Annotated in this window: 23 protein-coding genes and 1 tRNA gene; 20 read left to right on the forward strand and 4 right to left on the reverse strand. The window is 61.3% G+C overall.

Going from position 1 to position 22,496, the window contains the following annotated elements; genetic code table 11:
* The first annotated feature begins 47 nt into the window (after positions 1–47).
* The 10 genes from nagZ to V8P77_RS06450 all read left to right on the forward strand — a co-directional run bounded on the left by nagZ (position 48) and on the right by V8P77_RS06450 (position 9,064).
* Positions 48–1,061 carry a beta-N-acetylhexosaminidase gene (gene nagZ / locus V8P77_RS06405; protein WP_335911309.1) on the forward strand — a complete coding sequence of 338 codons (1,014 nt, stop codon included), beginning with the start codon at positions 48–50 and terminating at the stop codon, positions 1,059–1,061.
* A gap of 18 nt (positions 1,062–1,079) precedes the next feature.
* The gene (locus V8P77_RS06410) at positions 1,080–1,937 is read left to right on the forward strand and encodes a segregation and condensation protein A (RefSeq protein WP_335911310.1); all 858 of its coding nucleotides are present in this window, start codon (positions 1,080–1,082) and stop codon (positions 1,935–1,937) included.
* Positions 1,934–2,650 (forward strand): SMC-Scp complex subunit ScpB, encoded by a 717-nt coding sequence (scpB, locus tag V8P77_RS06415; protein WP_335911311.1) that lies wholly within the window; start codon positions 1,934–1,936, stop codon positions 2,648–2,650. Before V8P77_RS06410 ends, scpB begins: the two co-directional genes overlap by 4 nt.
* 183 nt (positions 2,651–2,833) lie before the next feature.
* Positions 2,834–3,025 carry a twin-arginine translocase TatA/TatE family subunit gene (locus V8P77_RS06420; RefSeq protein WP_003538990.1) on the forward strand — a complete coding sequence of 64 codons (192 nt, stop codon included), beginning with the start codon at positions 2,834–2,836 and terminating at the stop codon, positions 3,023–3,025.
* A gap of 51 nt (positions 3,026–3,076) precedes the next feature.
* Entirely contained in the window at positions 3,077–3,688 is a 612-nt protein-coding gene (gene tatB / locus V8P77_RS06425) for a Sec-independent protein translocase protein TatB (RefSeq protein ID WP_335911312.1), read from the forward strand.
* Positions 3,685–4,512: a twin-arginine translocase subunit TatC gene (gene tatC, locus V8P77_RS06430; RefSeq protein WP_025394335.1), complete on the forward strand. Its 828-nt coding sequence runs from the start codon at positions 3,685–3,687 to the stop codon at positions 4,510–4,512. Before tatB ends, tatC begins: the two co-directional genes overlap by 4 nt.
* A gap of 100 nt (positions 4,513–4,612) precedes the next feature.
* A complete protein-coding gene (serS, locus tag V8P77_RS06435) occupies positions 4,613–5,896 on the forward strand; it encodes a serine--tRNA ligase (protein ID WP_335911313.1) in 1,284 nt (427 codons plus the stop codon).
* A 4-nt stretch (positions 5,897–5,900) separates the two neighbouring features.
* Positions 5,901–6,674, forward strand: a complete 774-nt coding sequence (gene surE, locus V8P77_RS06440) for a 5'/3'-nucleotidase SurE (protein ID WP_017991200.1) — start codon at positions 5,901–5,903, stop codon at positions 6,672–6,674.
* A complete protein-coding gene (locus tag V8P77_RS06445) occupies positions 6,671–7,324 on the forward strand; it encodes a protein-L-isoaspartate(D-aspartate) O-methyltransferase (protein WP_011651660.1) in 654 nt (217 codons plus the stop codon). The genes surE and V8P77_RS06445 overlap by 4 nt, the downstream gene beginning before the upstream one ends.
* Before the next feature lie 138 nt (positions 7,325–7,462).
* On the forward strand, positions 7,463–9,064 hold the full coding sequence (locus V8P77_RS06450) for a peptidoglycan DD-metalloendopeptidase family protein (RefSeq protein ID WP_335911314.1): 1,602 nt from the start codon (positions 7,463–7,465) through the stop codon (positions 9,062–9,064).
* 141 nt (positions 9,065–9,205) lie between these two features.
* Here V8P77_RS06450 and V8P77_RS06455 read toward each other — a convergent pair whose 3' ends face one another.
* A complete protein-coding gene (locus V8P77_RS06455) occupies positions 9,206–10,078 on the reverse strand; it encodes an ATP-binding protein (RefSeq protein ID WP_335911315.1) in 873 nt (290 codons plus the stop codon).
* A 310-nt stretch (positions 10,079–10,388) separates the two neighbouring features.
* Here V8P77_RS06455 and yajC point away from each other — a divergent pair, with 310 nt between their 5' ends.
* From yajC to V8P77_RS06480, 5 genes are all read left to right on the forward strand, one after another.
* Complete coding sequence (yajC, locus tag V8P77_RS06460) at positions 10,389–10,736, forward strand: preprotein translocase subunit YajC (protein WP_003539006.1); 348 nt, start codon at positions 10,389–10,391, stop codon at positions 10,734–10,736.
* Positions 10,737–10,781: 45 nt separating this feature from the next.
* Entirely contained in the window at positions 10,782–13,322 is a 2,541-nt protein-coding gene (gene secDF / locus V8P77_RS06465) for a protein translocase subunit SecDF (protein WP_335911316.1), read from the forward strand.
* 4 nt (positions 13,323–13,326) lie between these two features.
* Positions 13,327–13,713 (forward strand): Mth938-like domain-containing protein, encoded by a 387-nt coding sequence (locus V8P77_RS06470; RefSeq protein WP_003539009.1) that lies wholly within the window; start codon positions 13,327–13,329, stop codon positions 13,711–13,713.
* Positions 13,714–13,715: 2 nt separating this feature from the next.
* Positions 13,716–14,573 carry a phytoene/squalene synthase family protein gene (locus V8P77_RS06475; RefSeq protein WP_335911317.1) on the forward strand — a complete coding sequence of 286 codons (858 nt, stop codon included), beginning with the start codon at positions 13,716–13,718 and terminating at the stop codon, positions 14,571–14,573.
* 71 nt (positions 14,574–14,644) lie between these two features.
* Positions 14,645–15,112, forward strand: a complete 468-nt coding sequence (locus V8P77_RS06480; RefSeq protein WP_335911318.1) for a hypothetical protein — start codon at positions 14,645–14,647, stop codon at positions 15,110–15,112.
* A 113-nt stretch (positions 15,113–15,225) separates the two neighbouring features.
* Here the strand turns inward: V8P77_RS06480 and trmFO are convergent, their stop codons facing one another.
* The 3 genes from trmFO to V8P77_RS06495 all read right to left on the reverse strand — a co-directional run bounded on the left by trmFO (position 15,226) and on the right by V8P77_RS06495 (position 17,335).
* Positions 15,226–16,659 (reverse strand): methylenetetrahydrofolate--tRNA-(uracil(54)-C(5))-methyltransferase (FADH(2)-oxidizing) TrmFO, encoded by a 1,434-nt coding sequence (gene trmFO / locus V8P77_RS06485; RefSeq protein ID WP_335911319.1) that lies wholly within the window; start codon positions 16,657–16,659, stop codon positions 15,226–15,228.
* A gap of 93 nt (positions 16,660–16,752) precedes the next feature.
* Entirely contained in the window at positions 16,753–16,896 is a 144-nt protein-coding gene (locus V8P77_RS06490; RefSeq protein WP_003539017.1) for a DUF1127 domain-containing protein, read from the reverse strand.
* Positions 16,897–17,188: 292 nt separating this feature from the next.
* Positions 17,189–17,335 (reverse strand): DUF1127 domain-containing protein, encoded by a 147-nt coding sequence (locus tag V8P77_RS06495; RefSeq protein WP_003539019.1) that lies wholly within the window; start codon positions 17,333–17,335, stop codon positions 17,189–17,191.
* Between the two features lie 871 nt (positions 17,336–18,206).
* Here V8P77_RS06495 and V8P77_RS06500 point away from each other — a divergent pair.
* The 5 genes from V8P77_RS06500 to V8P77_RS06520 all read left to right on the forward strand — a co-directional run bounded on the left by V8P77_RS06500 (position 18,207) and on the right by V8P77_RS06520 (position 22,423).
* Positions 18,207–19,310, forward strand: a complete 1,104-nt coding sequence (locus V8P77_RS06500; protein WP_335911320.1) for a DUF2157 domain-containing protein — start codon at positions 18,207–18,209, stop codon at positions 19,308–19,310.
* Entirely contained in the window at positions 19,307–19,897 is a 591-nt protein-coding gene (locus V8P77_RS06505; protein ID WP_335911321.1) for a GDYXXLXY domain-containing protein, read from the forward strand. Before V8P77_RS06500 ends, V8P77_RS06505 begins: the two co-directional genes overlap by 4 nt.
* A gap of 153 nt (positions 19,898–20,050) precedes the next feature.
* Positions 20,051–20,135 (forward strand) — tRNA-Leu (locus V8P77_RS06510).
* Between the two features lie 203 nt (positions 20,136–20,338).
* The gene (tig, locus tag V8P77_RS06515) at positions 20,339–21,823 is read left to right on the forward strand and encodes a trigger factor (RefSeq protein WP_335911322.1); all 1,485 of its coding nucleotides are present in this window, start codon (positions 20,339–20,341) and stop codon (positions 21,821–21,823) included.
* Positions 21,824–22,000: 177 nt separating this feature from the next.
* The gene (locus V8P77_RS06520; RefSeq protein WP_335911323.1) at positions 22,001–22,423 is read left to right on the forward strand and encodes a nuclear transport factor 2 family protein; all 423 of its coding nucleotides are present in this window, start codon (positions 22,001–22,003) and stop codon (positions 22,421–22,423) included.
* The last annotated feature ends 73 nt before the right edge of the window (positions 22,424–22,496 follow it).

A 22,496-nucleotide genomic window follows, 5' to 3' on the forward strand; every position in this document is an offset into this window, starting at 1 on the left:
GCTCGACCTTGCTCGCATCTGCCCGGGCTCCGCTCTAAGATTCTGACATGACCGAATCAAAAGCGATGATCCTTGGCTGCAGCGGCCTTGCCCTCACATCCGAAGAGAAAGCCTTTTACCGGGGCGAGCGACCCTGGGGCTTCATCCTCTTCGGGCGCAACATCTCCGAAGCACGGCAGATCGCCGATCTCGTCGCCGAACTGCGCGATAGCGTCGGCTGGCATGCGCCGGTGCTGATCGACCAGGAGGGCGGCCGCGTCCAGCGCATCCGCCCACCCATTCTCACGCGCTATCCTTCCGGCCAGGAGCTCGGCGATCTCTATCGCCGCAATCGCGCACTCGGCCTGCGCGCCGCCTGGCTGATGTCGCGGCTGCACGCCTTCGACCTTTCGAGCCTCGGCATCGATGTCGATTGCCTGCCGGTGCTCGACGTGCCGGTCGAGGGCAGCAGCAGCGTCATCGGCGACCGCGCCTATGGCGGCGATCCGGAGACCGTCATCGCGATGGGTAGGGCGGCTGCCGAGGGGCTGAAGGCCGGCGGCCTCTTGCCCGTGATGAAGCATATGCCCGGCCACGGTCGCGGCTTTGCCGATTCACATCTGGAGCTGCCTGTCGTCAGCGTCCCGCGCGATGAGCTGGAGCTCCATGATTTCCCGCCCTTTGTCGCGATGAAGGACGAGTTGATGGCCATGACCTGTCACGTCGTTTTCGCCGCCATCGACCCGGACAGTCCGGCGACGACCTCGCGCAAGGTGATCGACGGCATCATCCGCGAGCACATCGGCTTTAACGGTCTGCTGCTCTCCGACGACAGCTCGATGAACGCTCTTTCCGGTACGATCGGTGAACGTGCGGCGAATATCATTGCAGGCGGATGCGATATCGTGCTGCATTGCAATGGCAATATGGACGAGATGCGGGAGGTTGTGGCAAATGTTCCACCGCTCGCCGGCATATCGCTTGCCCGCGCAAAAGCGGTGGAAGCGGGCTTCGCGGCGCCGGATACCGCCGATGAAGCGGAATTGAGGGCGGAATTCGAGGCAATGTTTGCAACGGTCTGATCGTAAGGGAGCAGCTAGGTGAACACGGTCAAGGGCACGGAACGTCCGCAGGCGGCAACGCCGATGGACAAGCTGTGGCAGGATAACGGTGCCGAGCGCGCCAGCCACGAGCCGGCGCTGGTGATCGACGTCGCCGGCTTCGAAGGTCCGCTCGACCTGTTGCTCTATCTCGCCCGCAACCAGAAGGTCGATCTGTCGCGCATTTCGGTGCTGGCGCTCGCCGAGCAGTATCTGCTCTTCATCGAAAGCGCCCGGCGTATCCGCATCGAGCTTGCCGCCGATTACCTCGTCATGGCAGCCTGGCTTGCCTATCTCAAGTCGAAGCTGCTCATTCCCCAGCAGGCCAAGGATGACGGCCCTTCCGGCGAGGAGCTGGCGGCAACGCTCGCCTTCCGCCTGAAACGCCTCGAAGCCATGCGCCAGGCGGCAGCCGGCCTCGTCAACCGCAACCGCCTCGGCCGCGATATCTTTGTGCGCGGCGCGCCCGAACATATTCCCGACCGGCAGCAATCCGCTTATGCGGCGAGCCTTTACGATCTCCTGACCGCCTATGCGGCGCTGCGCCAGCGCCATGCCGTCACGCAGGTGACGATCGAGCGGCGTACCGTCTGGTCGCTGACCGATGCCCGCGAGCTGCTGACCCAGATGATCGGCGAGGTCGCCGACTGGACGGCGATGGAGCATTATCTGCTGCGTTATCTCGCAGCGCCCGAAGAACGCGTCACGGCAATCGCCAGCGCCTTTGCCGCCTCGCTGGAGCTGGTGCGCGAGGGCAAGCTCGAAATCCGCCAGGACGGCGCCTTTCAGCCGATATATATGCGCCGCGGTCCGAAACATGCCACGCTGCAAGTGGTCGAACAGGAGCGGCCGGTTTGATCGATCTGAAGGGCGAAGAGGATTTCGACGGCAATTTCGAAGACAGGGGCCGCGACCTGCAGGCCGAGATCGAGGCCGAGCGCATCGCCGAGGCGCTGGTCTTCGCCTCCTCGCAGCCGGTCTCCGAAGGCTTCCTCGCCGAGCGCCTGCCTGAGAAGACTGACGTGCATGCGATCATGCTGCGCCTAAAGGAGCAATATGCGCCGCGCGGCGTCAATCTCGTGCAGGTCGAAGGCGCCTGGGCCTTCCGCACTGCCGCCGACCTGTCCTTCGTCATCCGCCGTGATGACAATGAGGTGAAGAAGCTTTCGCGCGCCGCGCTGGAAGTGCTGGCGATCATCGCCTATCACCAGCCGGTGACGCGTGCCGAAATCGAGGATATCCGCGGCGTCCAGACCTCTCGCGGCACGCTTGACGTGCTGATGGAAGCTGGCTGGGTTCGGTTTCGTGGTCGCCGGCGCACGCCGGGCCGGCCGGTGACATTGGGCACGACACGTGATTTCCTCGACCATTTCGGTCTCGAAGAGCTGCGTGACCTGCCCGGTCTCGAAGAGTTGAAGGGAGCGGGCTTGCTGTCGGGCCGCATTCCGGCGAACTTCAATATTCCCTCGCCGTTGATGAACGACGAACTGACCGAGGACGAAGACCCGATCACCCAGATGGACCTCGAGGAACTGGGGTTGCTGGCACCACGCGGCACCTCCGAAGATTGAGGGGCCTGCGTCTTGCTTTTGCCATGCATGGCGAAAACAATGGTGGCCACCACTTTTCGATGGGTCAACGGCTTGTCACAAAGGGCGATACCGTGACATTAAGCTCAATCCAAAGGGCTTGATGTTGGAAACGGTGTGGGAAATCCTTACATCGTAGGAACATGGAAACAGGGAGTTAGCGTAATGGGTTCTTTTAGCATGTGGCACTGGTTGATCGTTCTGGTCATCGTGCTGTTGTTGTTCGGTCGCGGCAAGATCCCGGAACTGATGGGCGACGTTGCCAAGGGCATCAAGAGCTTCAAGAAGGGCATGACGGACGAAGACGCGCCGGATACGGCAAAGACCGTCGATCACAAGGCCGACGAAACGAAGTAACCAAGTCCGGGAAAAAGCGCAGCCCCCGCGCTTCCCGTCCAGGAGCCTTGCATGTTCGATATTGGCTGGACCGAGCTTTTGGTCATCGCGATCGTACTGATCGTGGTCGTCGGTCCCAAGGATTTGCCGCCGATGCTGCGCGCTTTCGGCAAGATGACGCAGCGTGCCCGCAAGGTGGCGGGCGATTTCCGTGCGCAGTTCGATGAAGCGCTGCGCGAAGCCGAGCTTGACGATGTCCGCCAGACGATCGGCGACGCCCAGAAACTGAACCCGGTCAACAGCCTGCGCGAGGCGATGAACCCGCTTCGCCAGATGGGCAACGAGATCAAGGCCGACCTGCAGAAATCGACTACGGTCACGGAAAACAAGACCGAGGTGCCGCCCGATGCTGTCGCAGCCCCGACGCCGTCGATGAGCCTGCCGGAAACGCCCCCGTTGGTGGCGACACCTGCGTCGCCTGAACCCGTCGCAGCAGCGATTGTGCAGGCCGATAGGGTTGCGGCTAAACCGAAAGCCGTGCGCAAGCCGCGCGTCAAGGCTGCTGACCAGGTCGATGCCGCGGCCGCCGTTGCCGTGCCTGTGGAAAAGCCGAAACGCACGACGGCAGTCAGGAAGCCTGCAACGCTGAAGAAGCCTGCGCAGACAAAGAAGGACGAGGCATGAGCGGTGATATTGAAGACAAGCCGCAGCCGTTGATCGAGCACCTGATGGAGCTGCGCACGCGGCTGATGTGGTCGATCGGCGCATTTTTCGTTGCCTTCATCGCATGCTTCTTTTTCGCCAAGGATCTCTTCAATTATCTGGTCATCCCATACAAGACAGCGGTCCAGTGGGCTAATCTCGACGTCGAGAAGGCCCAGCTCATCTACACCGCGCCGCAGGAATTCTTCTTCACCCAGGTCAAGGTGGCGATGTTCGGCGGCCTTGTAGTCGCTTTCCCGATCATCGCCGCCCAGGTCTACAAGTTCGTGGCGCCCGGCCTCTACAAGAACGAGCGTCAGGCTTTCCTGCCGTTCCTGATCGCCTCGCCGGTCCTATTCCTGATGGGCGGCGCGCTCGTCTATTTCTTCTTCACGCCGATGGTCATGTGGTTCTTCCTGTCGATGCAGCAGGCGCCGGGCCATGACGAAATAGCGATCTCGCTGATGCCGAAGGTCTCGGAATATCTGAGCCTGATCATGACGCTGGTCTTTTCCTTCGGCCTCGTCTTCCAGCTGCCTGTCATCACCACGCTGCTCGCCCGTGTCGGTCTTCTGACGTCGCAATGGCTCGCCGAAAAGCGCAAGTTTGCCATCGTCCTCGCCTTCGTCGTCGCAGCCGTGCTGACGCCGCCGGACCCGATGTCCCAGATCGGCCTTGCGATACCGACGATCCTTCTCTACGAGATTTCCATCTATGCGGCGCGACTCGTGGAGCGCCAGCGTACCCGGCAGGCGGTCGAAAAGGAAACCGGATCCGCAGATGTTGCCAAGACGGACAGCGTCTGAGCGGCGATCCCGGAAATCCCTTCATGAACGCCGTCCCATCCGGTCGAAGCCCGGTCAGGCTTTGGCCGGGTCATTTCTGTTGCAACGACCTGGAACGACGATGCTCGATATCAAATGGATCCGTGAGAATCCCGAAGCGCTCGATACCGCCCTAGCCAAGCGCGGCGCGGAGCCTTTGGCTCAAAGTGTCGTTGCTCTCGATGAAAGGCGCCGCTCCGCCGTCCAGAAGGCGCAGGACTTGCTGTCCCGCCGCAACCTCGCCTCCAAGGAGATTGGCGCGGCGATGGCCCAGAAGAACAGCCAGCTGGCCGAGAAGCTCAAGGCGGAGGTCTCCGAACTGAAGACCCTGCTGCCGGCGATCGAGGAAGAGGACCGGCAACTGACGGCCGAACTCAACGACGCGCTCTCGCGCATCCCGAACATCCCTTTCGACGACGTCCCGGTCGGCAAGGACGAGCATGACAATGTCGTCACTCGCACCGTCGGCGAAAAGCCGCGCTGGAACCACGCACCGAAGGAGCACTTCGAAATCGGCGAAGCGCTAGGCTATATGGATTTCGAGCGTGCTGCCAAGCTCTCCGGCTCGCGCTTCACCGTTCTGACCGGGCCGCTCGCCAGGCTCGAGCGCGCGCTCGGCCAGTTCATGGTCGATCTCCACACCAGCGAGCACGGCTATACCGAAGTCAGCTCGCCGCTGATGGTGCGCGACGAGGCCGTTTATGGCACCGCCCAGCTGCCGAAATTCGCCGAGGATCTCTTCAGGACGACGGATGGACGCTGGTTGATTCCGACGGCCGAAGTGACGCTGACCAATCTGGTGCGTGAGGAGATCCTCGATCAGGAAAGGCTGCCGCTCCGCTTTACTGCGCTGACGCCGTCCTTCCGTTCGGAAGCGGGATCCGCCGGCCGCGATACGCGCGGCATGCTGCGCCAGCATCAGTTCTGGAAATGCGAACTCGTCTCGATCACCGATGCCGAGAGCGCCGTTGCCGAGCATGAGCGGATGACCGCCTGCGCCGAGGAAGTGCTGAAGCGCCTCGGCCTGCATTTCCGCACCATGACGCTTTGCACCGGCGACATGGGTTTCGGCTCGCGCAAGACTTACGATCTCGAAGTCTGGCTGCCGGGACAGAATGCCTTCCGTGAAATCTCTTCCTGCTCGGTCTGCGGCGATTTTCAGGGTCGGCGGATGAATGCGCGCTACCGCGGCAAGGACGACAAGAGCAACAGGTTCGTCCACACGCTGAACGGTTCCGGCACGGCGGTCGGCCGCTGCCTGATCGCCGTCCTTGAAAATTATCTGAACGAGGACGGTTCCGTCACGATTCCGGACGTTTTGCTGCCTTATATGGGCGGATTGACCAAAATCGAACGGGCGGCCTGAGGCGATGCGCATCCTGCTTACGAATGACGACGGCATTCACGCCGAAGGTCTTGCCGCGCTGGAGCGGATCGCGCGCACGCTGTCCGACGATGTCTGGATCGTGGCGCCCGAGACCGACCAGAGCGGCTTGGCCCATTCGCTGAGCCTCTCCGAACCTTTGCGGCTGCGCAAGATTTCCGACAAGCATTTCGCCCTGCGCGGCACGCCGACCGATTGCGTCATCATGGGCATCAGGCAGGTGATGGACATCAAGCCGGATCTCGTCCTGTCAGGCGTCAATTCGGGCTCGAACGTTGCCGACGACGTGACCTATTCCGGCACGATCGCCGGCGCCATCGAGGGCACGATGCAGGGCGTGCGCTCCTTCGCGCTGAGCCAGGCCTATCTCTATGAGGACGGCGCGCGCATCGTGCCCTGGGAGGTCTGCGAGACGCATGCGCCGGCTCTTCTGGAAAAGCTGATGGTCCTGGACCTGCCGGAGGGCACGTTCCTCAATCTCAACTTCCCGAACTGCCGACCCGACGAGGTCGACGGCGCCGAGGTGACCATGCAGGGCAAGCTCGCCTTCAATCTGCAGGTCGATGCCCGCTCCGACGGCCGGGGCTTTCCTTACTACTGGCTGAAGTTCGGCGAGCGCGCCGGCGCCTTCGTCGAGGGCACCGATATTCACGCCCTGAAGCATAACAAGATCTCGGTAACGCCTTTGAAACTGGATCTGACCGATTATTCCGTGACGGACCGCGTGGCGCGGGCCTTGGGATACGGAGCACAGGTTTGACGGCAAGACTGGCGGAGAAGGAGGGCTTTGCGGCACTCGTCCTCAGATTGCGTGCCGAAGGCATCTCGGACCTCGATCTGCTGACGGCGGTCGAGCAGACGCAGCGTTCGTTGTTCGTGCCGCCGCAATTCGCCGACGACGCCTATTCGAGCCGGACGATCCCGATCGAATGCGGTTCCTTCCTCGAAGGCATCGATTTTGCCGTCCGCATCCTGCATCACCTGAAGCTCAAGCCCGGCCAGCGCGTCCTGGAGATCGGCACAGGAAGCGGCTTTACCGCCGCCGTGATGGGCCGCCTGGCCGAGCGGGTTCTGTCCATCGACCGCTACAAGACGCTGACATCAGCCGCGCAGCGGCGCATGGAATCGCTTGGTCTGCGCAGCGTCGTCATCCGCCAGGCCGACGGCAGCGCCGGCATGCAGGGTGAGGGCACCTTCGATCGCATCCTGGTGACAGCGGCCTTCAACGCGATGCCGCGCTTTTATACAGACCAGCTCGTTTCCGGTGGCTCGATGATCGCGCCGCTGATGATTTCCGAGAATGAGTGTCGCATGGTGCGGCTGACGAAAACCGGCAGCCGTTTCGAACGCGAGGAATTATTCGAGGCGCCCTATCTGCCGATCGTTCCGCGCCTTGCCTCGCTGCTTTAGGCACTGCGATTTTTCACCTGTAAGCTATGGTTATCAACTTCTCAAAAAAATCGCACTGATTCCAGCATCTTAACTGCGTGGTAATACTAACGCGTTTTAATAGACTCACAAATGGTTGCGTTCTCAGTGGGTCGAGTCATGCGTTTCAGTCTTTCGCCAAAGTTCGGGAAGTCGGCCGGTAATCTTCTGGTTGTGAGCCTGCTGGCAAGTGCCGCAACGGGCTGCAGTTCCGATGTGACACGGTTTGGCGGCTTGTTTTCCTCCTCAGGGCAGGATCAGATCACTACCGGTTCAGTGCCGCGCAGGAATATGAACGGCTCTCAGGGTGATCCGGTGCCGCGAGCCGATCTTAGCAGTTCGGCCGTTGCCGGCCAGCCAGGCTATGGCGGCGGCAATGACGCACTGAACCAGCCTTATCCGGCAAGCCCGGGTTACGATCCGACCCGCACATCGAGCTCGAGCGCACGTCTCGCTTCCGCGCCGGTCTCAGTGCAGCGTTCAGAGTTGGCCGCGCCGACGTCCGCGGCACCCTCCCGGCAGAGGGAAAAGGAAGTCGCGCTCGCCCAGCCTTTCCCGACTGCACCGCAGGCTGAGAAGCCTCGACTGGTAGCGCCGGCCGCGCCGAAGGTTACGCCCGATACGCTGACAACAGGCACGACGCCCAAGGTTTCCGGCTGGTCCTCGACCAACGCTCCGTCGGTGACGCTGCGTCCGGGTGAAAGCATTGCCACGCTCTCGAGGCGCTTTGGCGTGCCTGAAAAAGAAATTCTGCGCGTCAACAACCTGAAGACGGCATCTGCCGCCCAGCCTGGCCAGGCGGTCCTCATCCCAACCCTCAACGGCGGCAATGCCGCCAAGGCCGCGTCGCAGGCGGCTGACCTTTCCAAGCCCGGCAAGATGCCGGCGCCGAAGGCACCTGAGCAGAACGTCGCCGTCATTCCAGGCGCCAATTCCGCTCGCGACAAGACACTGGCGAGTGGCGATGTCACCGGCAAACTTCCCGCCGGCGCCGGCAAGGATCCGAAGGCGCCTGCCGGGACCTATGTCGTCAAGCAAGGCGATTCCCTGGCAAAGATTGCCAAGGCGACCGGTAGCAATGTCGACGACCTCAAGGCCGCCAACAATCTTTCGGCCAGCTCGCTCCGCATCGGTCAGGCTCTGAAGATCCCGACCGGCACCGCCGATAATATCAAGACCGCCTCGATCCCGGCTGAGAAGGTCGATCCGAAGCCGCTCCAGCCGGCGGCTGCCCAGCAGACGGCTTCCGCGCAGCCCGCGCCCTACAAGGCGCCGGCCGCCACCCAGACCGTCGACGATGCCGAGAAGAAGTCTGATGTCAGTTCCGCTGCGCCGGAATCGACCGGCATCGGCAAATATCGCTGGCCGGTGCGCGGCCAGGTCATTGCCTCATACGGCGCCAACGTCAACGGCAACCGCAATGACGGCATCGACATCTCGGTCCCGCAGGGCACGCCGATCAAGGCCGCCGAAAACGGCGTCGTCATCTATGCCGGCAACGGCCTGAAGGAACTCGGCAACACGGTTCTCGTCCGTCACGACGACGGCACCGTCACCGTCTACGGCAACGCCGATACGCTGAGCGTCACCCGCGGCCAGAAGATCCAGCGCGGCCAGACCGTCGCCGTCTCCGGCATGAGCGGCGACGTCAAGCAGCCGCAGGTCCATTTCGAGGTGCGCAAGGATGCGTCCCCGGTCAACCCGATGACTTTCCTGGAATAGGTACAGCGTACCAGGAAACGCAAAAGCCCGGCCGCCAGCCGGGCTTTTGTCATTGATGGATGCCGCCCAAAAGTGGGCAGCGGTTTTGGGAGAACGACGTGCATCAGCGCGTCGCATGAATTCCGATCGGCGCGACGCACTTCAGCCCCGGTCGATGTGAACCCGCATGCGTCCGGCCAGGTCCTGAATATACTGCCATGCGACGCGGCCGGAGCGTGCACCGCGCGTCGTTGCCCATTCCAGCGCTTCGGCATGCATCTTGTCGCGTTCGAGCCCGAGCTTGAAGTGATCGGCATAGCCGTCGATCATGCCGAGATAATCCTCCTGGCTGCATTTGTGGAAGCCGAGCCAGAGGCCGAAGCGGTCGGAAAGCGAAACCTTCTCCTCGACCGCTTCCGACGGATTGATCGCCGTCGACTGCTCGTTTTCCATCATGTGGCGCGGCAGGAGATGGCGCCGGTTGGAGGTGGCGTAGAAGAGCACATTGTCCGGCCGCCCTTCGATGCCGCCGTCCAGTGCCGCCTTCAGCGACTTGTAGGCGGTATCGTCGTGATCGAAGGAGAGATCGTCGCAGAAGACGATCACGCGGTACGGCGTGTCCTTCAGGAGGTCGAGCAGATTGGGAAGGCTGGCGATATCCTCGCGGTGGACTTCGACCAGTTTCAGCGAGGCGCTGTTTTCGCGCCGGACATCCTCGTGCACGGCCTTGACCAGCGAGGATTTGCCCATGCCGCGCGCGCCCCAGAGCAGCACATTGTTGGCGGCATACCCCTCGGCGAAACGCACCGTATTCTCGTGCAGGATGTCGCGCACGTGATCGACGCCGCGGATAAGCGTCAACGCCACCCGGTTCGGCCTCTTGACCGGCTGCAGATGCTGGCGCAGTGGCGCCCAGACGAAACAGTCGGCAGCATCCCAATCGTTGAGGGCGGGTGCCGGTCCGGCAAGACGCTCGACGGCGTCTGCGAGCCGTTTCAGCTCGGCAAGCAGGGCTGTATTGATTTCCTCGGTCATCGGTGGCCTCCTGATGTCTCACTGCGGCAATCCGCTTTGATCTTTCGATGCCGCTAATGCATGTCGCCCGGAAGCGTGGAGCGGTTCCGGGATAACGACATGCTTGAAAACAAAAGAGCTAAAGCGCGTCGCATCGATCAAGTTCGATGCGACGCGCTTTAGCATGGCGTTTTGGTGGCGGAAAGGTTATGAGGCAGCGGAATCGGTACGGTTTCCGGCTGTTTCTGTTGCATTCATCGAAGCCGTAACTATAGTCCGGCAACCTGAAAAGAGAGGCGGAGTTCCGCCGCCCAAGCCTGAGGAGTTTAGCATGTTCATCACCCCGGCATTCGCCCAGAGCGCGACCGATACCGCAACGGGATTCGGCGGTTCCGGTTTCGAAATGATCATCCTGTTCGTGCCGCTGATGGTCGTCTGGTACTTCCTGCTGATCCGTCCGCAGCGCGCGCAGGCAAAAAAGCGTGAGGAAACCCTGAAGGCGATCCGTCGCGGCGACCAGGTCGTCACCGGCGGCGGCCTCGTCGGCAAGGTCACCAAGGTGATCGACGAAAAGGAAGTCGAAGTCGAGATCGCCGACGGCGTGCGCGTGCGCATCGTCCGCAGCGGCATCTCCGAAATTCGCGTCAAGGGTGAACCGGTCAAGGCCGACGCGGCGTAACAAGCGATAACGGCAGGACCGCCGGATCGGAAGATCGTCGAGAGAATGTTGCATTTTTCCCGCTGGAAAACACTTCTGATTTGGCTGGCCGCGTTTGCGGCCATCGTCATCGCTTCGCCCAATCTGCTGACCGAGGCGCAGCGATCCTCCCTGCCGGACTGGTTGCGGCACGACCGCGTCGTGCTTGGTCTCGACCTGCAGGGCGGCTCGCATATCGTTCTCAAGGTCGAGCGTTCCGATATCGTCAGGGACCGCCTGGAAGAGGTGGTCGCCAATGTGCGCAACGCGCTGCGCGGCGCCGGCATCCGCTATACCGGGCTCACCGGCAATGACCAGACCGTCACCGTCCGCATCACCGATGCGGCCCAGACACAGGCGGCAGTCGATCTCCTGAAGCCTTTGACGACGGCTGGTGGACATTCGGGACCTGAGGTCGCCCTGCAGCAGGGTGACCAGGGGCAGCTCTCGCTGCAGATTTCCGACGCCGGCATTACTGCTGATGTCGCTTCCGCCCGGACCCGCTCGCTCGATATCGTTGGCCGCCGCATCGCCGGATTGGGCAATGATAATTTCCTCGTTCGCCCCGATGGCGCCGACCGCATTGTCGTGCAGGTGTTGGGATCGATCGATGCGGAGCGGCTGAAGAACATCCTGAACCAGCCGGCCAAGCTTTCCTTTCACCTGATCGACGAAAGCATGTCGGGGCAAGAGGCGCTGAACGGTCGCTGGCCAGCGACATCGCAGGTGCTCTATTCGCTTGACGATCCGCCGGTGCCTTATCTCGTCGACCGCACGGCTTTCGTCACCGGCAGCAACATGGTCGATATCGAGCCGGTCGTCGATCCACGGACGCAGGATACTTCGATTGCCTACCGTCTCGATGCCGAAGGCAAAGAGCGGCTGGCGCAGGCGACAGGGCAGAATATCGGCAGGCACCTTGCCATCGTCTTCGACGATCAGGTGATGTCGTCACCGGTCATCGATGCGGCGATCACCGGCGGCGAGGGCCGGATTTCGGCAAACTTCTCCGAGGATGGCGTCCGCGACCTTGCGATCATGCTGCGCGCCGGCGCCTTGCCGGCGACGCTGACCAGCGTTGAGGAACGCAGCGTCAGCCCGAAATTCGGCGCCGATTCCATCTTCAACGGTCTCGTTGCCGGTCTCGTCGCCGTCGTATTGGTCGCGGCCCTGATGATCGCACTCTATCGCATCCTCGGCCTCATCGCCGTCGCATCGCTCTTCCTTAACCTGATCCTCATCGTCGCGGTGCTCAGCCTTGCCGGCGCGACGCTGACCTTGCCGGGGATTGCCGGCATCGTGCTGATCGTCGGCATGGCGGTCGACTCGAATGTTCTGATCTATGAGCGAATCCGCGAAGAGGAAAAAACCACCCATTCCTTTGCGGAGGCGGTCGGCCGCGGTTTCTCGCGCGCATTCGCCACGATCGTCGATGCCAATGTGACGATCTTCATCGCCGCCATCATCCTCTTCTTCCTCGGCAGCGAATCCATCCGCGGTTTCGCCGTGACGCTGGCGGTCGGCATCCTGACGACCGTTTTCACGGCCTTCACGCTGACACGCTCGATCGTCGCCGTCTGGTTGAGAAGGCGCCATCCCCGGCATCTGCCGAAGAGCGTGCTGACGCATCTTTTCGAACACGCCAATATCCGCTTCATGGGGATCCGCCGTTATGTCTTTACGGCGTCGGCGGTCATCTCGCTGATCGCCATGGCCGCCTTTGCCACCGTCGGCCTGCATCTCGGCATTGATTTCACCGGCGGCTCGCTCATCGAGGTCACGGCGAAGCAGGGCAATGCCGACATCGCCGATCTCAACGCGCGCCTCAACGATCTCAACCTCGGTGAGGTCAGCGTCGAGCGCACGGGCGGGCCGTCGAACGCGCGCATCCGCATTGCTTCCCAGGGTGGCGGCGAAAATGCCGAGCAGTCGGCGGCGACGCTGGTGCGTGGCGAGCTCCAGGAAGATTATGATTTTCGCCGCGTCGAGGTCGTCGGCCCCGCCATCTCCGGCGGATTGACGATGATGGCGACGCTCGGTGTGCTTGCCGCACTTGCGGCGATCCTGATCTACATCTGGATCCGCTTCGAATGGCAATTCGCGGTCGGCGCCATCGTCGCCACGCTGCACGACGTCATCATCATGCTTGGTCTCTTCGTGCTGACCGGCATCGAGTTCAACCTGACGAGCATCGCCGCCGTGCTGACCATCGTCGGTTATTCCCTGAACGATACGGTCGTGGTCTACGATCGAATGCGCGAGAATCTGAAGCGATACAAGAAGATGCCGCTGCCGATCCTGATCGATGCTTCGATCAATCAGACGCTGTCGCGCACCGTTCTGACCGCGGCGACGACGTTGATCGCCTTGCTGGCGCTCTTTCTCTTCGGTGGTGAAGTCATCCGTTCCTTCACCTTTGCGATGCTCTTCGGCGTCGCTCTCGGCACCTTCTCTTCGATCTATATCGCCGCTCCTGTCTTGATCGTCTTCCGGCTGCGGCCGGAGGCTCCCGACGGGGAAGAGAGCAACAAGACGGATGCTGGTGTAAAATCCGGCACGGTGGTTTGAAAACATGGCAAAAGGCATAGAAATCCGCGCCGCACATTTCCCCGGGCGCGCTCCGATCGATGCTTACGGCAATGGCGGCTTTCGTTTTGCCGACATGTCGCATCGCGGCTCGATCCTTTGCCTACCCTCCGGCATTCACGGCTGGGATATGGACATGTCGAAACCGCTGTCGCCTGAAAATTTTCGCCGGGTGCTGGATGAGGCCGCCGATATCGAGGTTCTGCTCGTCGGTACCGGAACCGAGCTTCGCCGTCTGCCCGAGGAATTGAGGCTGGCGCTGAAGTCGCGCGGCATCTCCTCCGATCCGATGAGCACCGGGGCTGCAGTGCGCACCTTCAATATCATGCTCGCCGAGCAGCGTGCCGTCGCCGCGGCGTTGATTGCGGTCTGACGATGACCGAAGCGCATATTGCGACCAACCAGGAGATCTGCCTGGCGATGCTGCGTGACAGCGATCGCGACCGCTATCTCGCCTGTCTGCTGTCGCCGGAGGCAAAGCGCGGCGCGCTCGCAGCTCTTTATGCCTTCAATGCCGAGCTTGCCCGCATCCGCGATCTCGTGCACGAGCCCTTGCCCGGCGAGGTGCGGCTGCAATATTGGCACGATCTTCTGGAAGGCAGCGCACATGGCTCGACGGCGGCCAATCCCGTCGCCGCAGCCCTTATCACCGCCATCGAAACGCACCGCCTGCCGCGCAAGACGCTGATCGACATGATCGAGGCCCGTACCTTCGATCTCTATGACGATCCGATGGAGACACGTCTTTCGCTTGAAGGCTATGCCGGCGAAACGGCATCGGCGCTGATTCAGCTCGCAAGCCTGGTGCTTTCGCCGGAGGAGGCAGCACGCTCGGCCGACGCCGCCGGCCATGCCGGCGTCGCCCAGGCGGTCGCCGGGCTGTTGCTGCTGATGCCGCTGCATCGCCGCCGCGGCCAGATCTATATTCCGCTGCAGATCCTTTCCGCCACTGGTCTCGACCGCGATGCCTTCCTTGCCGGCGAAGACAGGCCGCGCATCTCTGCCGCCATCGAGGCCTTCGCCGGCCTCGGTCGCGAACATCTGGCAAAGGCAAGGGCGGCGGGGCCGATTGCGCCGGCCGTCTTTCCAGCCTTCCTGCCGGCTACGCTTGCCGAACCGGTGCTCGTCAAGGCGCAGAAACGGGGCGCCTTGCTGTTCGACCGGCCGCTGCAGCCGCCGCAGTGGCGCCGCCAGCTGCGGATGGGGCTGGCTGCCGCACGCCGAAAAATCTGATATCGGTCAAATTCGCGCAAGTCTCGCGCATTACAAGGCTTCCACCGCTACCCTTTGAACGGAGACTCGGCGTGGGCATTATCGTCTGGTGCGTCCTTTTCGCCATCGTCATTTTCTTTGCTTTCGTGGCAACGCGCATGGCCGCGCAGAATAAGGACGATGGCCTGCATGACACGGGCCTTGCCATCATCGAGTTCGGCCGCGCCTTTCCGACCGAGGCGATCCGTCAGCTGCAGGTGACGGAAAACGGCCAGGCCGTCTTTGTGCGCCTGCACGACAACAAGGCCGGCTTCATGCGCAACATGTCGCGCCATTTCTCCTGCCACCTGATCGAGCCGGGCCGGGTGCGCGTCGTCGGCTCGGAAACGGGCAGGGGACTGGTGATCGACTTCCTCGATGCACCCCATCACAACGGTGGTTTCGAATTCGCTTCCGCCAAGGAGGCCTCGGAGGTTTCGCTCTGGCTGCTCGGCAATTATATCGCCGAGCCGGATAAGGACCTGCCGCCCGGCAATATTTCGGCGGCGAACAAGCAGTAGCAAATGTCGCCCAAAAGTATGCAGCGGTTTTGGAAGGACGACATGCGTAAAAGCAAAGACTTCAAGCGGGTCGCATGAGCTAGGCTTGAGGCGACGCGCTTGAAAAGCGCCGATCAGGCGCTTTCGGCAAACGTCGACTGTTGACCGAGCCAGGCCGCGCAGTCGGCAAGCGCACGCCGTGCGATCAGCTGCCGCTTCATGATCGTCTTGTCCTTGCCGCGGAAGCGCTTGACGCCTTCGGGTTTGACGATCGACCCCGGCTGGAGCTCCGGAAACAGCCCGAAATTGATGTTCATCGGCTGGAACGATCGTTTGCCCGGCTCCTCGTCGGTGACGAGGTGCCCACCGGTGATATGACCGAGCAGCGAGCCGAGCGCCGTCGTCGCCGGCGGTAGCGAAATCGCCTCGCCCTTGCGTTCGGCGGCGGCGAAACGCCCGGCCATAAGCCCGACGCTGGCGCTTTCCACATAACCCTCACAGCCGGTGATCTGGCCGGCAAAGCGCAGGCCGGGCCGCGATTTCAGCGTCAGCGACGGATCGAGCAGGGTGGGGGAGTTGATATAGGTGTTGCGGTGCAGACCGCCGAGACGGGCAAATTCCGCATTTTCCAGACCCGGGATCATCCGGAATATATCCGCCTGCGCGCCATATTTCAGCTTCGTCTGAAAGCCGACCATATTGTAGAGCGTGCCGAGCGCATTGTCCTGACGCAGCTGCACGACGGCATAGGCCTTGACCGTCGGATTATGCGCGTTCGTCAGCCCCATCGGCTTCATCGGTCCATGACGCAGCGTCTCGCGGCCGCGTTCGGCCATCACCTCGATCGGCAGGCAGCCGTCGAAATAAGGCGTGCCCTCCCATTCCTTGAAACCGACCGTGTCGCCGGATATCAGCGAGTCGACGAAGGCATTGTACTGCGCCTCGTCCATCGGGCAGTTGATGTAATCCTTGCCGGTGCCGCCGGGGCCGACCTTGTCGTAGCGCGACTGATACCAGCAGATATCCATGTCGATGCTCTCACGATAGACGATCGGCGCGATGGCGTCGAAGAAGGCAAGCGAATCTTCGCCCGTCTCCGCCTGGATCGCACTTGCCAGTGATGGCGCCGTCAATGGTCCGGTGGCGACGATGGCAAGATCCCAATCCTTCGGCGGCAGGCCGGTGACCTCTTCACGCACGACGGTAATCAGCGGGTGGTCATGGACCGCCTTGGTCACCGCCTCTGAGAAGCCATCGCGGTCGACAGCGAGCGCACCACCGGCCGGTACCTGGCATCGATCGGCAGCGGCCATGATCAGCGAACCCGCCATGCGCATCTCGGCATGGATGACGCCGACGGCATTGCTGGTCGCGTCGTCGGACCGGAAGGAATTGGAGCAGACGAGTTCGGCAAGGCCGTCGGTCTTATGCGCATCCGTGCCGCGCACCCCGCGCATTTCATGCAGGATAACGGGAACGCCGGAACTGGCGATCTGCCAGGCGGCTTCCGAACCGGCAAGCCCGCCGCCGACGACGTGGATAGGAGAATAGGAGGAGATCGTGTTCATTCCGGGCTGATATCATGTCGGCAGGTGCGATCCAACACCCCGGAATCAAAAACGGCGCCCTGGGGCGCCGTCTTGGAAGCATCGTACTCGCTATTAGCGGAACGAGCGGGATGCGATATTCCGGATGTCGTAGCGGCTAACGCCGATATCGGACAGGGTCTGGTTCGAAAGGCCGCCGAGTTCATTGAGCGTACGACGGTAGCTGAGCCAGCTTCTTGCAATGCGGATCGGGTTCATTGTCTTCATCCTATGTCCGCGGGACGGCGGGATCGCCTGTCTCTCTGCGGTTGATGTTTATATAGGCGAGAACCGTCCGATTGTGCAGTGCAAATAAAAGGCGTCTGCCATGCAATTGTGCACTATGATGCTCTTCAATTAAGCAGAGGATATTTTTTGAGCGGGCTAACGAGTGGGAAAACCTGCAACCGCCGCGGCCACCACGTGCAGACAAAAGAAAACGCCCGCTGTGGGTACAGCGGGCGTTCGATCGAGAGCAATCGTGCTTGGGAGGAGCAGCGATCGCCTGGAATTAGCGGTGAGAAGCCTCACGGGCAACGCGATGGATGTCCGAACGGTCGATGCCGAGATCGTGCAATTCGCGGTTGGTCATGCGGCCGAGTTCCGTGACGGTCTGACGATACTTGCGCCAGTTATTGAAAGAGCGAGAGAAGTTCATGTTAAGCCCCTTTCCGAGGGTTTCATCCGCCAGCAGCCACCGATCGGCGCTGACCTCTATATGATGACTGGAATATATGTTGCGACGCGAAAGACTAAAATAGACAAGTTTTCAGATCACCTATGCGAGGCATGCAATGCTCAATGGGTATTTGACCCAGACTTACCATTTTTTGGTCAACGAATAGGCAGAATGACTTTTGAGAAAGCAGTTCGGTTTGGAGAGGCAAATAGGGTGCCGTAGCAGAAAATGCTGCTTCCTCCGGTGATTCCGCCCGTCCATCCGCTGCAAAGAGGCGTTTCCGCTTCGGATCGGACGTCGCCATCCCTTCGCGGGGTGGTGGGGCGGCGTCACGACAATGTGGCATGACGGCGCCATGCGACGAAAATCCTCTCACCGCCAAGGCTTCAATGAAGCTTTGGCCAAACAAAAACGCCCGCCGGGGGAGGATCCGGCGGGCGCGTTATGGTGACTGACAACTGGGAGGAGGAGTGTTGCCAGTCTATCGCAGCGCGCTGGGAGGAGGAGTGCGCGGCTGCGAATCTCGTCACGGAAAAAGCATCCGCGGGCGTCCGGCTGATGCCGGGCCGGGGCGCCATCCCCGTGCTTCGATGTGCTGATCAATAGTATGACTAATGAGTATTGTGCAGTGCAATAAATTCATGGGGGATATGCAAGAACCGCATACCTCTCCGTCCATAGGCTTATATTAGCGCTTCTGACGTTAGCGGCCGGTTAACACTGGATACTATTTAGACCAGTGAGGAACTTGTATAATTGTCGCAAGAGCGTTTGCGAACACCCGTGCTGCGTCTATAACGGCGTGAGCTGCAGCGCCGCAGTCGACGTTGCGGAAATCGAGGGGTTGAGCATGTATCGCGGCAGATTGGAGCGGGATCTCTCGCTCTGGGTGGGCAAGGGCCTGCTCGGGCAGGAAACGGCAGGTGCGCTTCTCGCCGAATATGACAGCCGCCCGGCAAGCTTCAGCCTCGGCAGGGTGCTGATGGCGCTGGCGGCGGTGCTGCTTGCCGCTGCCATCCTGCTGGTCGTCGCCTCCAACTGGGAGGCCATCCCGCGCCTGGTGCGCGTGGGCGGCATCCTTGCGCTGATCTGGTTCGTGCATATCGCCGCCGCCCGGATGCTTGCCCGCGGTGCGACAGCCGCCGCAGGCGGCTTGCTGGTCATCGGCGCAATGAGTTTCGGCGGCGCCATTTCGCTGGTCGGCCAGATGTATCACCTCTCGGGCGACCAGCAGACGGTGATGTATCTCTGGTTCGCGATTGCGACGGTCTCCGCGATCCTCTTCCGTTCAGCCGCCGTGACCGTCGTCGCTGGCTTCCTTTCCTGGGCGTCCTTCGCCGTCTATCTTGAGAATTATGACACGCATTGGATCGGTCTCGATCCCTGGATTGCGCCCGTCATGGCAGTAATCGTCATCGGGCTGGTGCGGTATACCGGCGCCGAGCGAGCGCGCCATCTGGCCTATCTGCTGCTGATCGGCTGGCTTGCCTGGCTCTATACTCTTTATGAGGAGATCGCCGTGGCGCTTGCCTTCGCCATCGGCGGCATGGCGGCCTTCGTCCTGACGGCGTTGCCGCTCCGGCCTATTGCCTCCTTGGTCAGAAGCGCCGGTGCGGCTCCTGCCTTCTACAGCTTCCTTGTCGCCGCAATCGGCTTCCTGCTGCTGCATATCGAGATCGAAGACGGCTGGGGTTTGGTGGTGCTCGGAATGGCGACGCTTGCCGCTTCCGTGCTGGCGATCGTCCTGCGTGGCAGGGATAATGGCGCGGTGCGATATCTCGCCTATGCGACCTTTGCCGCGGAGATGCTCTATCTCGCCTCCGTCACCGTCGGCTCGATCCTCGGCACGTCAAGCCTCTTCCTCTTCTCCGGTCTCGTGGTTGCGCTGGTCGCCTGGATGGTCATCCGTCTCGAACGGCGGTTTTCGGCGAATGCACAGGGGGAACGGGCATGAGCTCGTTCATCGCAAGGCTGCAATCCGGTAAGGGCTATTTGCTTTCGGCCATCATCGTCGCTGGTCTGCAGACACTTATCCTCGGCACGATCATCCAGAGCCGGGCGTCGATCCTCAGCGATGGCGCCGAGGTGCTGCTGAAAACGGCGCCCGTCGATCCGCGCGATTTCCTGCGCGGTGATTATGTCGTCTTGAACTACGACATTTCCTCGGTGCCGGTGCAGACGGTTTCCGGCGGCATTCCGGCCGAGGCCGGCGAACGGGTGCTATGGGTCCGGTTGAAGAAGCAGGAGGACGGTTTCTGGACGGTGACCGAATCGTCCTTTCACGAACTGCCTCCGCAGCCGGAGACCGTGATCCTGCGCAGCCAGCCATTTTATAGTGGCGGACTTGCCGCCGGCGACAGCATGCGTGTCGAATACGGCATCGAGCGCTACTACGTTCCAGAAGGCGAGGGCAAGCCGCTCGAGCAGGCCCGCAATGACGGCAACGTCGCCATCGCAGTGCGTGTCTCGCCTGATGGAAGCGCACAGATCCGCAGCCTGCTCGTTGACGGCAAGCCGGTTTACGACGAGCCGCTTTACTGATCTCGTTACACTTCGGGGCAGGGCGGCTCCAGGGCCGCAAATCCCCTGTCATTCACCGTTCATTTTTCCTTTGCCTCGACCAAATCGGGTGATATAGAGACGCCGCGCTCCGGAAGGCCTCATGCGCAGGCATAGGCATGCGGTTTTGTGAACGCGGGTATGGTGAAATTGGTAGACACGCCAGATTTAGGTTCTGGTGCCGCAAGGCGTGGGAGTTCAAGTCTCTCTACCCGCACCAAGCTGTTTGCAGGCGGGAGACTGAAATCGGTTGGCTTAGGGCAGCCGAGAGTTGTCCCGAATACCCGGACGCGAGTGCCGTTCCCCTTTGGGCGGAATGATACGGGAATTGGGAAAAGCCACGCGCGGCAGGATCGCCGGCGTCGTGCTCATCGAAACGAACGGCGTCTGGGCACGGCCGCCACGAAATGAAGGTAGGAAGACATGCAGGTTATCGAAACGCTCGCTGAAGGGCTGAAGCGCGAAATCAAGGTCGTAATCCCGGCCAAGGACATGCAAGACAAGATGAATGAGCGTCTTGCCGATGTGAAGGACAAGGTTCGCATCAACGGCTTCCGTCCGGGCAAGGTACCTGCCGCTCACCTGAAGAAGGTCTACGGCAAGTCGATCATGGCCGACCTCGTCAACGAGATCGTCCGCGAGCAGCCGGCCGCCATTCTGTCCAGCCGCGGCGAGAAGTCGGCCACGCAGCCGGAAATCGCCATGACGGAAGACAAGGACGAAGCCGATAAGATCCTCGCCGCCGAGCAGGATTTCGAATTCACGCTCTCCTATGAAGTTCTGCCGCCGATCGAACTGAAGTCGGTCAAGGGCATCAAGGTCACGCGCGAAGTCATCGACATCTCGGACGACGAAGTCAACGAGCAGGTCCTGAAGGTCGCCGAAAGCGCCCGCGCCTATGAGACCAAGACCGGCAAGGCCGCGAACGGCGACCGCATCACCATGGACTACGTCGGCAAGGTCGACGGTGAAGCCTTCGAGGGCGGCACCGACCAGGGCGCCGAACTGGTGCTCGGCTCCGGCCGCTTCATTCCGGGCTTCGAAGACCAGCTCGTCGGCGCCAAGGCCGGTGACGAGAAGACCATCACCGTGACCTTCCCGGCCGACTATCCGGCCAAGAACCTCGCCGGCAAGGAAGCGACCTTCGACGTGTCAGTCAAGGAAGTCGCCGCACCTGCCGATGTCGAGATCAACGACGAACTCGCCTCCAAGCTCGGCATCGAATCCGCTGATCGTCTCAAGGAGATCGTCCGTGGCCAGATCGAATCGCAGTACGGCTCGCTGACTCGCCAGAAGCTGAAGCGTCAGATCCTCGACCAGCTCGACGAGATGTACAAGTTCGAGACCCCGAACTCGCTCGTAGACGCCGAATATAACGGCATCTGGAGCCAGGTGAACAACGACCTCGCCCAGTCCGGCAAGACCTTCGAGGACGAAGACACGACCGAGGAGAAGGCTCGCGAGGAATACAAGACGCTCGCCGAGCGCCGCGTTCGCCTCGGCCTCGTTCTCTCGGAAATCGGCGAAAAAGCCGGCGTCGAAGTCAGCGAGGACGAGATGCAGCGCGCCATCTACGATCAGCTGCGTCAATATCCGGGCCAGGAAAAGCAGATCCTCGAATTCTTCCGCAGCCAGCCGGGTGCGGCCGCTTCGATCCGCGCACCGATCTTCGAAGAGAAGGTCATCGATCACCTGCTGACCGAAATCGACGTCACCGACAAGAAGGTGACGAAGGAAGAGCTGCTCGCCGAGGAAGAAGGCGAAGCGAAGGCCGAAACCAAGAAGGCCGCACCGAAGAAGAAGGCTGCCGCCAAGGCCGAAGCAGCTGACGCCGGTGAAGGCGAAGAAGCCGCACCGAAGAAGAAGGCTGCTCCGAAGAAGAAGGCGGCTGACGAAAGCGCCGAATAATCGCTTTTCAGTTCAGAAGTTTGGAAGGGCCTCGCCATCGTGCGGGGCCTTTTTCTATTGTCCAGGTCAGTTGATACTCGAACGCCTACTCCATTGTGTTTATTCACTCTGAACAACAAAGAGTTGCATTAAAGTATAACTAGATGCAAGTTTCGCTGATGGTGGAGGGATCTGAAAATGACCGCAAAGCACGACATGAAGAAGCTAGTAGAGGAAATTTATGCTGTGCGTGACCGTGGCGATGTCGAAGCTACGCTTGCGCTGATCGGCGAGAATTGCACCTTTCGCATGGTCGGCAATACCCGGCTGGCGCCTTTTTCGACTGAATCAAGCGGGCATGATTTTCGCCAGGCGATAACGCAGCTTATCACTGTATGGGATCTATCGAATATCAGGACAGCCGGCATCTATGTGGACGAAGATGAGCATATGGTCTTTGCCCACCGCGAAGGCGAGGTCAGGCACATCCCATCGGATGTGAGCTTCCATACGGAATTCGTCGACAACATCCATTTCCGGGATGGGAAACCGGTCAAGATCGTCGAATTCGTCGACACGCTGCAAGTGGCCGAGACCACCAAGATGATCCAAGTCGCTTAAACGGCAAGTCGGAGCTTTCAAAGCGCGTTGTCAAACTTGATTGATGCGACGCACTTTAGCGACATGTATCGGC

The organism is Rhizobium aouanii (assembly GCF_037002925.1).
GTDB classification, from domain to species: Bacteria; Pseudomonadota; Alphaproteobacteria; order Rhizobiales; family Rhizobiaceae; genus Rhizobium; species Rhizobium aouanii.